This is a genomic window from Staphylococcus sp. GDX8P54P, assembly GCF_017893165.1.
Lineage (GTDB): Bacteria > Bacillota > Bacilli > Staphylococcales > Staphylococcaceae > Staphylococcus > Staphylococcus borealis.
This window is the reverse complement of record NZ_JAESMM010000025.1, coordinates 1-14,183: the sequence shown is the minus strand read 5'-3', so window position 1 is coordinate 14,183 and position 14,183 is coordinate 1. Positions and strand designations below refer to the sequence as shown.

Annotated in this window: 11 protein-coding genes and 2 pseudogenes; 3 read left to right on the top strand and 10 right to left on the bottom strand. The window is 33.1% G+C overall.

Annotated elements, in window-relative coordinates; all coding sequences use genetic code 11:
• The 6 genes and pseudogenes from KA909_RS13530 to tadA all read right to left on the bottom strand — a co-directional run.
• A partial coding sequence (locus tag KA909_RS13530; protein ID WP_245339367.1) for a YSIRK-type signal peptide-containing protein occupies nt 1–274 on the bottom strand: 274 nt, incomplete at its 3' end.
• 310 nt (nt 275–584) lie between these two features.
• A pseudogene (locus KA909_RS13525) lies at nt 585–5,333 on the bottom strand (Rib/alpha-like domain-containing protein); the annotation flags it as partial.
• A gap of 888 nt (nt 5,334–6,221) precedes the next feature.
• Nucleotides 6,222–6,324: pseudogene (locus KA909_RS13850) on the bottom strand (YSIRK-type signal peptide-containing protein); the annotation flags it as partial.
• A 248-nt stretch (nt 6,325–6,572) separates the two neighbouring features.
• The gene (locus KA909_RS09330) at nt 6,573–7,139 is read right to left on the bottom strand and encodes an NADPH-dependent FMN reductase (protein WP_053031100.1); all 567 of its coding nucleotides are present in this window, start codon (nt 7,137–7,139) and stop codon (nt 6,573–6,575) included.
• A 22-nt stretch (nt 7,140–7,161) separates the two neighbouring features.
• On the bottom strand, nt 7,162–8,031 hold the full coding sequence (locus tag KA909_RS09325) for a Cof-type HAD-IIB family hydrolase (RefSeq protein ID WP_193839717.1): 870 nt from the start codon (nt 8,029–8,031) through the stop codon (nt 7,162–7,164).
• Nucleotides 8,032–8,163: 132 nt separating this feature from the next.
• Nucleotides 8,164–8,637: a tRNA adenosine(34) deaminase TadA gene (gene tadA / locus KA909_RS09320; RefSeq protein ID WP_193839718.1), complete on the bottom strand. Its 474-nt coding sequence runs from the start codon at nt 8,635–8,637 to the stop codon at nt 8,164–8,166.
• A 63-nt stretch (nt 8,638–8,700) separates the two neighbouring features.
• Here tadA and KA909_RS09315 point away from each other — a divergent pair, with 63 nt between their 5' ends.
• Both KA909_RS09315 and KA909_RS09310 read left to right on the top strand, forming a co-directional pair.
• The gene (locus KA909_RS09315; RefSeq protein WP_070855003.1) at nt 8,701–9,318 is read left to right on the top strand and encodes a deoxynucleoside kinase; all 618 of its coding nucleotides are present in this window, start codon (nt 8,701–8,703) and stop codon (nt 9,316–9,318) included.
• Nucleotides 9,311–9,973 (top strand): deoxynucleoside kinase, encoded by a 663-nt coding sequence (locus KA909_RS09310; protein ID WP_053031090.1) that lies wholly within the window; start codon nt 9,311–9,313, stop codon nt 9,971–9,973. The genes KA909_RS09315 and KA909_RS09310 overlap by 8 nt, the downstream gene beginning before the upstream one ends.
• 58 nt (nt 9,974–10,031) lie before the next feature.
• Here the strand turns inward: KA909_RS09310 and KA909_RS09305 are convergent, their stop codons facing one another.
• Together KA909_RS09305 and KA909_RS09300 are read right to left on the bottom strand one after the other, a co-directional pair.
• Nucleotides 10,032–10,733 (bottom strand): HAD family hydrolase, encoded by a 702-nt coding sequence (locus KA909_RS09305; RefSeq protein WP_053031088.1) that lies wholly within the window; start codon nt 10,731–10,733, stop codon nt 10,032–10,034.
• Between the two features lie 98 nt (nt 10,734–10,831).
• Nucleotides 10,832–11,251 carry a GNAT family N-acetyltransferase gene (locus KA909_RS09300; protein ID WP_193839719.1) on the bottom strand — a complete coding sequence of 140 codons (420 nt, stop codon included), beginning with the start codon at nt 11,249–11,251 and terminating at the stop codon, nt 10,832–10,834.
• Between the two features lie 141 nt (nt 11,252–11,392).
• Here KA909_RS09300 and KA909_RS09295 point away from each other — a divergent pair, with 141 nt between their 5' ends.
• Nucleotides 11,393–12,100, top strand: a complete 708-nt coding sequence (locus tag KA909_RS09295) for a phosphatase PAP2 family protein (RefSeq protein WP_193839720.1) — start codon at nt 11,393–11,395, stop codon at nt 12,098–12,100.
• Nucleotides 12,101–12,361: 261 nt separating this feature from the next.
• On the opposite strand, the gene KA909_RS09290 is transcribed toward KA909_RS09295, so the two are convergent.
• The gene (locus KA909_RS09290) at nt 12,362–13,117 is read right to left on the bottom strand and encodes a Fic family protein (RefSeq protein WP_193839721.1); all 756 of its coding nucleotides are present in this window, start codon (nt 13,115–13,117) and stop codon (nt 12,362–12,364) included.
• Nucleotides 13,118–13,264: 147 nt separating this feature from the next.
• Complete coding sequence (locus KA909_RS09285; RefSeq protein ID WP_193839722.1) at nt 13,265–13,483, bottom strand: hypothetical protein; 219 nt, start codon at nt 13,481–13,483, stop codon at nt 13,265–13,267.
• Nucleotides 13,484–14,183: the final 700 nt, after the last annotated feature.

The window sequence follows — 14,183 nt, the reverse complement described above, 5'->3', positions numbered from 1 at the left end:
TTGTTGCTACTTCTTCTGTGCTAGCTTCTTTTGTCAAATCTGAATTGCGATCATTATTATTTACATTGTTTTGTAAATTTAATTTTCCACCATTTTCAGTAGTACTGTCAGTGTTTTCTGCTGCTTTAGCTTCTTCGCCTGCCCCAAATAATAATGATGCTCCTATAAGAATTGAAGCTGTGCCTACGGTGAATTTTCTAATGGAGTATTTGTTTAGACGATTAGGTAAGAAGTCTACCTTTTTCTTAATTGGCCCTTGTCTTCTTTTGTCCATATTTTCCTCCTAAATTTTATTATCATTAATATATTCAACTTCCATATAAATATTAATGAAAGTTCACTTAAATCATATTGCATAATTAAATTTATTACAATACTTTAATTAAAATTACTTTTAATTTTCGTAATAGATAAAAAATTATTTCATTATAACAAAATTCATTAAATATAAAAAATATTTTGCAAAATTTTTTAAAAAAATAACCATAGTATTCCCTAAAGGAAATACTATGGTTACATGCATAATCAGTAAATTTTTACATATTTATTATTTACTTTTCAACATTATTATTTTTGTTTTTACGACGTCTGCCAACTAAGAATAATCCTCCAAGTGCAGCGAATAATGAACCAAATAATGTGCCATTAGTTTGATCATTATTACCTGTATCAGGTAATGCTTTACTATCAGATTTATCTGCTTTGCCATGATTATCTTTATCTGTGTCGGCATCGCTATCTGCGTCTGCGTCACTGTCTGCATCTGCGTCACTGTCTGCATCGGCATCGCTATCTGCGTCTGCATCACTCTCTGCGTCTGCATCGCTATCTGCATCTGCGTCACTGTCTGCATCTGCGTCACTATCTGCGTCTGCATCACTGTCTGCATCTGCATCACTGTCTGCATCTGCGTCACTGTCTGCGTCTGCATCACTCTCTGCGTCTGCATCACTGTCTGCGTCGGCATCACTATCTGCGTCCGCGTCACTGTCTGCATCGGCATCACTGTCTGCATCTGCGTCACTGTCTGCGTCGGCATCACTATCTGCGTCGGCATCACTGTCTGCATCGGCATCGCTATCTGCGTCTGCATCACTATCTGCGTCGGCATCGCTATCTGCGTCTGCGTCACTGTCAATTGGTTCTTCGTCAATGACAACTTCTACTGTGATATGATCTTGTGAACCATCTGGATAAGTTACTGTTACTGGAACATAATATGTGCCAGGATTTTCACCATTTGGTAAACTTTCTGGATCATCCACTGTAACTACTGGCTGTTCTCCTGTCGTTGGATAGTTAGGAACAGTTACCGCTCCTGTTACATCACCCTCAGTTGTTGGTACTCCATATGGCTTACGAACAACATCACTTGTTGGTTCATATTTAGTAGCAGTAGCTGCTGGTTTTTTACCAGTTGTTACTGGTACATCAATATGATCTACTGTGCCATCTGGATATGTCACTGTTACTGGAACATTTACTGTTCCTGGTGTAGTTCCATTTGGTAAATTATCAGGATTATTAACTGTGATTACCGGTTGTTCTCCTGTTGTTGGATAATTAGGAATTGTTACTGAACCAATTACATCATCTGATGTTGTTGGTGTTCCATAATCATGTTTCACTCCAGTTGTTACTGGTTCATAAGTGACATTGTTATTAGCAGGTTTTTCTCCTGTTGTCACAGGTACATCAATATGATCTACACTTCCATCTGGATATGTCACTGTTACTGGGACATTTACTGTTCCTGGTGTAGTTCCATTTGGTAAATTACCTGGGTTATTAACTGTGATTACTGGTTGTTCCCCTGTTGTTGGGTATCCAGGAATTGTTACTGAACCAATTACATCGTCTGATGTTGTTGGTGTTCCATAATCGTGGTTTACACCATTACTTGTTGGTTCATAAATCACTTTATCTTGTGTTGGTTTTTCTCCTGTCGTAACAGGTACTGTGATATGATCCACACTTCCATCTGGATAAGTTATTGTTACTGAGACATTTACTGTTCCTGGTGTAGTTCCATTTGGTAAGCTATTTGGATTATCAACTGTTACAACTGGTTGTTCTCCTGTTGTTGGGTATCCAGGAATTGTTACTGAACCAATCACTTCATCTGATGTTGTTGGTGTTCCATAATCATGATTTACACCTTCACTTACTGGTTCGTAAATTACTTCGTCAGGTGTTTCATCGTCTTTAGTAACAACAGTAACTGTCACGTGATCTTGTGTGCCATCTGGATATGTCACTGTTACTGGGACATTCACTGTTCCTGGCGTTTTACCGTCCGGTAATGTACTTGGATCGTCAACTGTGATTGTTGGTGTTCCTTTTTCTGATGGATAATCTGGAATTGTTACTGCTCCTGTTACATCACCCTCAGTTGTTGGTGTACCATAATCTTTTGTGACTTCTTCTGTTGTTGGTTCATATGCATCATTATCTGCTTGTTCGTTTGTTGTTACTGGTACTGTCACATGATCTTGTGTGCCATCTGGATATGTCACTGTTACTGGGACATTCACTGTTCCTGGCGTTTTACCGTCTGGTAATGTACTTGGATCGTCAACTGTGATTGTTGGTGTTCCTTTTTCTGATGGATAATCTGGAATTGTTACTGCTCCTGTTACATCACCCTCAGTTGTTGGTGTACCATAATCTTTTGTGACTTCTTCTGTTGTTGGTTCATAAGTTGTTGCATCAGTTGGTTCTCCTACAACTACAGTTACATTCACTGTATCAGTTGTGTCATCCGGATATGTCACTGTCACTGGTACTTCAAATGTTCCTGGCGTATTACCATCTGGTAATGTACTTGGATCATCAACTGTGATTGTTAGTGTTCCTTTTTCTGATGGATAATCTGGAACTGTTACTGCTCCTGTTACATCACCCTCAGTTGTTGGTGTACCATAATCTTTTGTGACTTTTCCTGCTTCTGGTTCATATACTTCATTATCTGGTTTTGCAATAGAGAATGAATCAATTGCTAATGCTGTAGTTAATGATGATGTAGAAACACCTTGTTTAAATACTGCAGATGAGAATATATTTGAACTTGTTGCATCTGCTGGTACTGTTAAAGGTACTGAACCTACTGTTCCATCTTCTGCAGAAGTTACAGTAACTGGATCTCCGATTGCTTGACCATCTTTGAACCATTGCACTTGATATTCACGATTTGGTAATAAACCGCCTGTTCTAGATTGTGCAGTATCACCTGGTCTAGCTAATTCATCTGTTGAGTTATAATTCGTGATGTCGTGCATTGGTTGTGGTGCTAAAAGTGCAAAATCTACACCTGATGTATTATATGAGCTTTGAGCACTTGGTCCAATTGGTAAAATATCATCACTAAGTCCTTCAAACATGTTAGTTTGGAAATTATTACTCCAAATAGCATAGTCTTCAACAAGCGGTGTAACATATACATAATCAGAGTTGATATGTCTGTGTTTTTGGCCAATTGTTCCATTCCAAGCCATTAAGTTATTATGTGAAACATCTTTATCAGCTACAACTTTGCCATATTCTTCATCTGAGATAGTTTTAGAAATGCTTGTACCTGAATTTTGTTTATAAGCACTAATACCATAGATACCTTTGAACGGAATGTAATAATCACCGTTAGAATCTACATTTGCTACAACAGTTTCAGCAATGTGTGAACCCACACCATTTTCTGCTTCATAATCAGCGATAATTTGTGCTTGTGCAGCTTTGAAATCATCTAATGTATAACCACTGTGTTCATTTTTCCAAGTATCAAATAATCTAGTTACTTCGTCATTTACATATGATGCAGCGACTTTTGTATTAGTTGCATTAACATCCCAAGTATCTTTACCCCAACGTCTTGCATCAGAGCCATTAGGATCTCCGTTTTCATACCATACGTTACCGCGAATTGTACCGTAATTACCTGTATTTTCAAATTGGCCATTTGAAGTACCAGATGTTGTACGTTCATTTTCTGGTTTTAGTAACCAATCAACATTATTATGTTTTTCTTGAAGTACAACTTGTGAGTTAACAATTCTATTAACTCCTGCTGTAAAGTCCCAAGATTCATTTTTTCTAGTTAAACGATCATGATAACCATACATTTGGTCGCCATGTTTAACAACATCGTATTTAGATGGATCTGGATTTTTAACCCAAGTTCTTATAGCGAATTTGGAGTCTCCTGCTAATTTAAATTCATAAGAATTGCCATTCTCATCTGTAACTGGTTTGGATAAGTCAAATGCAAATGAACCGTCTGGATTTGTAGTAGTGTAATAAACTGGGGATACAAAACCTTTTCCGTTTACCCATTGTAAGTAAACATTAACTCCTGGTAAAGCTACTGCATCTTTTTGAGAAGAATCTGAATGATTACCATTTCTATAAACCCATGCTTTACCACTATAAGTTTGAGTTTTAGTAGCATCACCTGGTGAGTATATAGCACTATTTTCTGCTAATTCTTGTAAATCTGACGTAGCAGCACGATCCGTTACCACTGCTCTATTACGTAATAAGTTTCTAACAGGTGTGTTAGAAGTTGTCTTCGTTTTAGAAGATGTGTTTGTAGTATTAGCAACTACAGGAGTTGAATATTGATCATTAGTTGCCGATTTTTCTTTAACTAAAGCAGCTAAAATTTCATTTTCATCAGCTTTATTAACACCTTGTTTATTTAAAACTGATAAAATTTCGTCTTCAGACACTCCTGTTTCATTTGCTACATTTTTAACTTCATTTACAGTTTCTTTTTCTGAAATTGGTTGATTTGTTGTAGTTTCTTTAGTCGCTTCTTCTGTTGAAGGTTGTTCTGTTGTGCTTTCTTTACTTGCTTTCTCTTCTGTTGAAGGTTGTTCTGTTGTGCTTTCTTTACTTGCTTTCTCTTCTGTTGAAGGTTGTTCTGTTGTGCTTTCTTCAGTCGCCTTCTCTTCTGTTGAAGGCTGTTCTGTTGTACTTTCTTCAGTCGCCTTCTCTTCTGTTGAAGGTTGTTCTTGACTTACTTCTTCAGTAGCGTTTTCATTTGTAGTTGATTGTTCTGCACTAGTATTAGTTTCTTGCGTTGAATTTTCTTGTGAAATTGCGCTCTGAGATGTGTTCGATTGATTACTAGCATCTTCTTCAGATGCTTTTGAATTACTTTGATTTTCTCCGCTTTCAGTTTGATTAGTTTCAGCAGCTTTAGCTACATCATGTCCTGCACCAAAGATTAATGTTGCACCAACTAAAATTGATGCCGTCCCCACTGTGAATTTTCTTATCGAATATTTATTTAATCTATTCGGTAAGAAATCTAATCGTTTATTCGGCTTTTTCTTCAAATAACTCACACCCCTATTTTCCAAATTTATTGAGTACAATACTCATACAAAACTTATCACTTTTTGTATATTGTTACAATATATAAATCTGATTTTTTAAAAAAACATTAATTTGTTCATGCTAAATAACTTTAGAAAATTATATACCTTTTTTATATTATTTAAAAATTTTAATTTTGATATTCATTTACTAGAAAATCTAGCGTCATACTTATTATTACCATAATTAGCATTTAAAAAACTCGCAGTTACACACTACGGGTTAATTTCATACATTTTTTTCTTAGTTATTCTTTTGATTTCGCTTTCTACCTAATACTAGTGATGCTATATCTACAATTCATGTTTCGAATAACACGCCATTTTTCTATTCGTTGTTTCCTGTTTTTGGTAATTCACTATTATCTGGATCCGCATCGCATCACTGTCAGCATCTTTTTTATTAGAATCAGACTTAATGAGCACACTTAGTAATGCTCTATTATCAACTTGATTATAGTCAATATTAATGTTTTTAACATTTTCACTTGCCTCTTCAATTGAACTACTAGTATTCTCAGCTACAAAATTTGTTAATGATTTTTCTTTTTTCAATATTATAAATAGTATTATTTAATTGTGTCTCAGTATTTTCAAATGATATATCTAAACCTGTTGTATTAACTGTCTTAGTATCATTATTAGAAGTATTATTTGCATCTGTTGCTACATTTTGTTTTGTAGTGTCAATTTGTTCTGGTTTCACTTGTGATAATGTAGCACTCTCGGATGTTTGAACATGACCTTTTGCTTTTACATCTTGCGCTTCACTCGTATCTATAGTTGTGGAAGCTTGATCTTTTTCAGCTGCTTTTGCTTCATCATGAGCACTTCCAAAGATTAAAGCCGTCCCTACTAATATAGATGCTGTCCCTACTGTGAATTTTCTAATTGAATATTTATTTTGTTTATTCGGTAGAAAATCCACTCTCTTTTTTTGTTTATTTTTCAAACAGACCACTCCCTAAAAGAATTGTAAATCGACCTAATTTAACTGTTTATTTAATTACTTAAATTTAAAAACTAATTAAAAGATGAATATAAATACATATAATTAAGTTCAAAAAATTATCTTTTGTATTGTAATCTATATAATCGTCTGAAATATTCTTTTTAAAACAATAAAAAAAGAACGATAAAAAATCGTTCTTAAAAACTAGTTTCTACTATTATATATGTGTACTTCTAGATAATTAAATTTTATTTTAAATGTTCATAGGGACTATTATTCACAAATGATACAATTTGGTCTACAAATAATTTTGCGCGCAACTGAAATTGGTCATCATCAAGATACAATGTACCATCTTCAAGTTTACTGTAATCTGAATCGTGTGTAGCAATTTGTGTCGGTACCGCGATACCTAGTAAACTGCGAACAATGACACGTAAATGTGATAGTGGTTCTGAACTAACAATACCACCACTATTGCCAATTAGCCCTACTGGTTTCATTTTAACGTAATCCATATTGATATGATCTAATGCATTTTTAAGAATGCCAGAGTAAGAGCCATGATAATTAGGTGTGCCAAGTACTAAGAAGTCTGCTTCCATAACTTTAGTTTGAAAGTCTTTTGCATTTGCTTTAATTTCTTCTGTTGAATGGGTTGTTCCTGAAAAGTCTAACTGATTTAAAGGTCTTTCTGCTAAATCAAATATATCAACATCTAAATCATGTGTATCAAATTGACCCACTAAATATTTAGCAAGCGCATTCGTATGTGAGCCTACTTTTGCACTACCAACAATAATAAGTCCTTTCATTTCTTCTAAACACCTCTTAATATTAATTATTTTCTTCTTGTAATAGTTTCATAATGGCTTTACCTACACCGCTATTTTCGTTAGTATCTGTGACATATTTAGCAACGGCTTTTACTTCAGGCATTGCATTTTCTACTGCCACCGGATAACCTACACGTTCTAACATTGACACATCATTTAAATTGTCACCTAATGCCATAACGTCTTTTAAATCAATATTTAATTGATCTGCAATAGATGTTAACGCTATTCCTTTTTGAGCATCAGAATGAGTAATTTCAAGGTTACCACGTGATGAAGATGAGATAGCTAAACTTGAAATTGCTGAGAGTTCTGCACCTATTTTATTTATTTTCTCTAAATCTGGATTAAAGGCAAGGACTTTCATAATTAGTTCGCCTGGAATATTTTCAATTTCCTCATAACTATTTACAACTTTCAACGTCCCATTATCTATACGTTTTTGAATGCCGTTTTTAATCTTTTCAACATCCGCTTCTTGTCCTGCTTGTTTAGCAATATCTAAATATATATCTAAATCTTTAGTAGGATCTTCTGTGTAAATCCCTCTATTAGTGTAAATTTGATAGTATACATCTTCATGGTTCAAGATGGATTTTATGCGTTCCACTAATTCATGATTTAAGTTAGAGGTACTCATAATATTAAACGATTCATCACGTACTTCTGCACCATTTAAACAAATGTATGGCACACTTAAATCTGTTTCAGCTACAGGTGTATTCGCTTCATAGAATGCACGACCTGTCGCAATGGCAACTGTTATTCCTTGTGATTGTGCAAATTTAATCGCATCAACATTTTCTTGTGAAATTTCATGTGCAGCATTTAACAATGTGCCATCCATATCTGTTGCTATTAATTTAATCATACAGTTACCTCGTTTCATTATCTTAATTAAACGCTATTTATTTTGAAAAGTATCACCTGAAAGTTTTTAAACCTCAATTTTGACACCACATTCACGTGTATTATTTTAACAAATATAAAACAATTTGTACGCTTACTTGTTCGTTTTAGACTTCTTTAATCGTAATTCTCGAAAGAAGTTACGTAATAGATCTCCACATTCTTGTTCACGTACACCACTAACCACTTCAGCTCGGTGATTAAAGCGTGATTCTACTAATAAATTCATCAAACTACCACCACATCCACCTTTAGGGTCAGAAGCACCGTAAACCACTTTAGGAATTCTACTCATCACAATAGCACCTGCACACATGACACAGGGTTCCAACGTTACATATAAGGTGCAACCTTCTAAACGCCAACTTCCAATGGTATTAGACGCTCGTTCAATCGCTATATGTTCTGCATGTGCAGTCGGAAGCTGTGCAGTTTCTCTTAAATTATGTGATCGTGCTATAACTTCATCATCTTTAACAATAATTGCACCTATTGGTACTTCTCCGATATTTTGTGCTTTTTTAGCTTCTTCAATCGCTAATTTCATGTAATATTCATCATTTGCCATGTGTGTTATACCTCACTTATGATACAATACTCATTGTCTATTTTAACATTTGGAGATGTGATTATGAACAAACCATTTATCGCAATTGAGGGCCCTATTGGTGTAGGTAAATCCTCCCTAGCTCATAAGCTTAGTCAGTCATTAAATTACTATGAAGAAAAAGAAATAATTGATGAAAATCCATTTTTGTCTGATTTTTACGATGATATCTCTAAATGGAGTTTTCAAACTGAAATGTTCTTCCTTTGTAATCGATACAAACAAGCGAAAGATATCGCAAAAATGACACAAGGCGTTGTTAGCGATTATCATATTTATAAAAATAAAATATTTGCCCGTAACACTTTAAGTCATCATGAATTTGATAAATTTGACCGCATTTTCGATATTTTAACAGAAGATCTTGAAATGCCTAACATGATTATTTTTTTAGACGCAGATTTGAATGTTTTGAAACAGAGGATCGCTAAACGTAACCGTAGTTTCGAGCATCATATCGAAGATAACTATTTATTGAATTTAAAAGAAGATTATTTAACATTTTATAATGCGATGAAGTGTGAAGGTGCGAATGTTGTCTTAATTAATACAAGTGATATTGATTTTGTCAATAATGATTCAGATTATCAATCCATTTTAGAAAAAATAAGACCTATGATAGGAGCAATTGAAAATGAATAATTACAAAGTACCTCAAAATGCAATTATCACTATTGCTGGTACAGTTGGTGTTGGTAAATCAACATTGACACAAGCGTTAGCCGACAAACTGAATTTTAAAACCTCTTTTGAAAATGTTGATCATAATCCTTATCTCGATAAATTTTATGATGACTTTGAACGTTGGAGCTTTCACTTACAAATCTACTTTTTAGCGGAGCGCTTTAAAGAACAAAAGCGTATGTTTGAATATGGTGGTGGATTTATACAAGATCGTTCTATTTATGAAGATGTAGATATTTTCGCGAAAATGCATGAAGAACAAGGTACTATGAATGAAGATGATTTCAAAACCTATTCTGAGTTGTTCAATGCTATGGTAATGACACCCTACTTCCCTAAACCTGATGTATTAATTTATCTTGAATGTGATTATGATGAAGTCATTGAACGTATCAAAGCACGTGGTCGTGATATGGAAATTAATACAGACCCAGAATATTGGCAAAAATTATTTAAACGCTATGAAGATTGGATTAATAACTTTAATGCTTGTCCAGTAGTACGTGTAAATATCAATGAATATGATATTCACGAAAATCCTGACTCATTAGATCCAATTATTGATAAAATCGCACATGTCATTAATACGTACCGTAACGTAGATAATCGATAATATCTAAAAACGCTACACAATATTGAAATCCTTGTGTAGCGTTTTTTAATTTATAACCTTATTTATTTTCACTATATTGTTTTAAGACTTCGGGCACACTTACCGCTGTATCTATAATCACATCAGCGTCGACTAACTCTTCTTTTTTAGCAATGCCACTCAGTACACCAATTGCTAAACCTAATTCAGCATTTACCTTTGTCTTCATATCATTATTCGTATCACCAACAATCACTACATCTTTAGGTTTCACGTCATAGTGATCAAACAATGGATTAAGTACTGCCGGATTGGGCTTTTCAGCAGCATGTGTTTCTGTTGAAATCACTAAGTCAAATGCATCTTTTGAATTTGTATCTTCTAAAAACTGCAAGACGCCTTTTCTAGAATCACTTGTAACAATACCAATTTTATAGCCGTCTTTTCTCAATGATTGAATCATATCGTATACACCATCAATCCAGTTATTCTCTGGCACACGCGTATCGACAAGGGATTGACTTGTATTACGTGTCCAAGTTGAGACATCTTTACCAACAACGTTATTGAAAGCTTTAATCATTTCATCTAGTGAGCCTGAACCCATCACAGAATCAGGAACAATTGCATCATCAAGAATACCCAATTGTCGATGCGCAACTTCTTTATCAGCGACTGGGTATTCATCTAAAAGACTATCTACTAATCTTATGCCGATTTTCTCCCAACTCTTGTCAAACTCAATTAACGTCCCGTCTTTATCAAATAATATCCATTCCATTTACACAACACTCCTATAATTCGTAACTTTAATTCTTCTATTGTAATACAGATTTTCGTTTTAGACTTAATAGAACGATTTACAATTCCATTTTCCAATTATTCAGTATATGTATCTGTTAGACGTTTATCCTGGTATATAACCATACCAGTTTTCAATTTTTTAAATCCCGCTTTTTGATAAAAATCTAAATTACCAATAGTTGATATTAAATGTATGCATGAAACTAAGCCTATTTCATCTAGAAGGCGTTCGAGCATACGCATACCAATTTGTTTATTTTGAAAATCTTTGTTAACTACAACATCATAAATGGCTGCATTGAATACACCATCTGATAATGCCCTAGCTACGCCAATGACTTTATTATCATAAATAGTTAAGACGACATGAGTACTATTACGGAAAATCTCACATATCGCCTCTTTGTCATGTTTTAACCAACCAACTGATTGATATACTTCATAAATTGAATCAATATAGCTTTCATCGAAATAAGTAATTAGCTTAAACGCCATGCAGTCCCCCCTAAATGGTCTTTTTCTATATACTATACACTTTTTTATAGGTTTTAAGTCTTATAAATAAATGCGTCTCAATACCGATTTCTTTATCACTTTACTACGTTAAGCTAAATAAAAAGACAACAGGTGCAACTAATGAATATATTATTTAACAAATCTAAATTAAACATCTTGTTTATTTTGAGTGTGTTGGCCTTCTTAACAATTATATTAGGAATGAAACTGCACATGCTATTAATCACTTTTGTAGATCAAAGTGCTTTCCATTGGTTTTTAAACTCATTCGGTGATCCGCAAATGAATTATCACGGAAGCTGGTTTAATGATTATATGACTATCGTCGCAACTTATGGAGACATACTACCTTTCGTCATTTTAACCATCCTAATGGCACTTATAGTATTTCTAAAGCGTCATGTCATATTGTCTATTTGGCTTTTACTTACTGTCGCATCAGGTGGACTAATGGGTATAATGTTTAAGGATTTAATACATCGTGCGCGTCCATATGATCATTTATCAATTGATTCAGGATATTCATTCCCTAGTGGCCATTCTCTTGCCAGCACACTCGTTATAATGATTATTGTGTTATTTTTTATATCTAAAATTCACAATAAGCTATTAAAATGGTCATTAACAATACTATTAACTATGGTGTGGTTGAGCATTCTTTTCTCAAGATTATACTTCCATGCGCACTATCTTACAGATGTTATGGGGGGCGTTACATTTAGTCTATCTTGGGGCTTCGGATGTATCATGTTATATCAACAATTTGCAATGAAGTTGAATCAATTACGTATTTTCAAAAAGAATAAAAATTATCATGTTTTTAATTAATATGGTTATATAAAGTTCACCCCGAAAATTAGATTTCAATCTAACTCTCGGGGTGATGATTATTGTAAAAATAATTATTTAGGTTCGCCATGTACTAAAATACTACTAATAAAGTCAATCGCTTTTTTAATGAAACCGAATACGTCTGTCATTGGATTCCACTCCTTCATTAATATTTAAATTACACTTTTATTGTAAACACCTGAGGATACATTTGGCGTTTATTGCGTAATTGCCTATTAATGATGCGTAGTTGTCTGCTTATATATTTTGATTTGTAGTGTGACGCATTGTCAGTAATTCTTGTACGTAACTGTCTTTTACCTCGTAAACAACAGGATTACTTTTCAACTTAATTAATTTATTTTCATATTTGTTTATGACTTCATTAACTTTATTTCTTGAGTAGCCAACTATGTTTTTTACTTCTTTAATACTCATTCTAGAGTATTTACTTCCAAATATTTTGTCTTGAAGTAATATAAACAGAACATTTAAATCATATTTATTTAATGCTTGTTCATTAAGAGACTGCGTAAGTCTTGTAATGATGTCTGTATTATTTTCAAACGTTTCTATAATATTATTTTGTCCTTCAATAATTAATTGCATCATATCATCAATAAAATTTGTTATTTCACCTTTATTAAAATAATCAGATGCTTCTTGAAATGCTTTATAATATTTATTTTTATTATGATTTACGACGTATGAAAAAGTGAGTGCTGTAAACGAATCCAAGTTATCATTAAGTAATTTGGCTAAAATATATCTTCCCACTCTTCCATTTCCATCGTAAAAAGGGTGTATGTACTCAAACATATAATGACTAGCTAATATTTTATAAATACTGGGTGCTTCAAAATGTTTAATAAAACTTAATAAAATAGTTAGATATTCATAAATTTCTGGTTCATTAAATTCATTTCTATGAACCCATTTACTTTTAGCATTGTCGTAGACACCGATAGAATTTTTTCTAAACAAATTTCCATCTGGTAAATCTTTTTCTAGCATTTCAGAAGCAACAATTGGGGAGTGGGACAGAATTCTTTTAAATTCGTCGTCCCACCCCCGCAAGGATGACTAGAACTAAAAAAGCTTGATTTAAGCATTTTCTCAGTTCAGTCAGCTACTGCGAATTTGCAAAATAGCTTCATTATATTATTTATGTCCCGGACTTGTATTGATTTCAACGTCATCATTTTCAATCATAATATATTGATTTACTAATCCATCAAAACGCTTATTCTCACCTTTTGTTTTGTTCAGTGACGCAGCAATCTCTTTTTTTGTACTTTTTATATTTTCAATTTCATTTGTACTTTGGAGTTCAGTGATTAATAAATATTTAATATATGCTTCATTCGCGACTTTAGGCAATGCTGAGGAAAGTTGCTTAATTCTATCTGAGTTTTTAAGACCTTTTCAAGATTAATGCCTAATGATCGATTTAGAATAAAAAATAGAGGATACTCTACATCTCTTTGTTGTTTCTCGTTCTGAATTGGATGAATAACAAAGTCGGTAACATAACTTGAATAACTATTTAACCGCATATTATATTCTGTTTCTACATTATCCCAACCATACATATGAAAGAGCTTTTTTAATGATTTGTACTCCACATGATACACCTTCTTACTTATCATATATTTAAGCCTGCTTTTTATGATATCAATATTATACATAAGACATTATATATAAAAGTATGATCTTTAATTTGAATAACACCATGCTTAAAATAAAATATTAATCCCTCCAACATGTCTGTACTTTAAACATAGATGAATTAAAGAAACTATAAATAAAACTGATTATATAAAAATGTTTAATTCATATTTTTAATATTTTATGTTATTTTTATATTTATAAACAATGTTAAAATCATTAGTGATCATAGGATAATATATATGCCTAAAGATAAAGCATGCTTTTTTTCGCTAAATATTTAAGTAATCTAATGATTTAATAAATCAAACTTTCTCATACAGTATTTATTAATATATGTCGTAACATTTTTGAATTGTTAAAACACAATAGTTGAGATTTTCATGAAAGGTTGGATAAAGTCCGTATAATT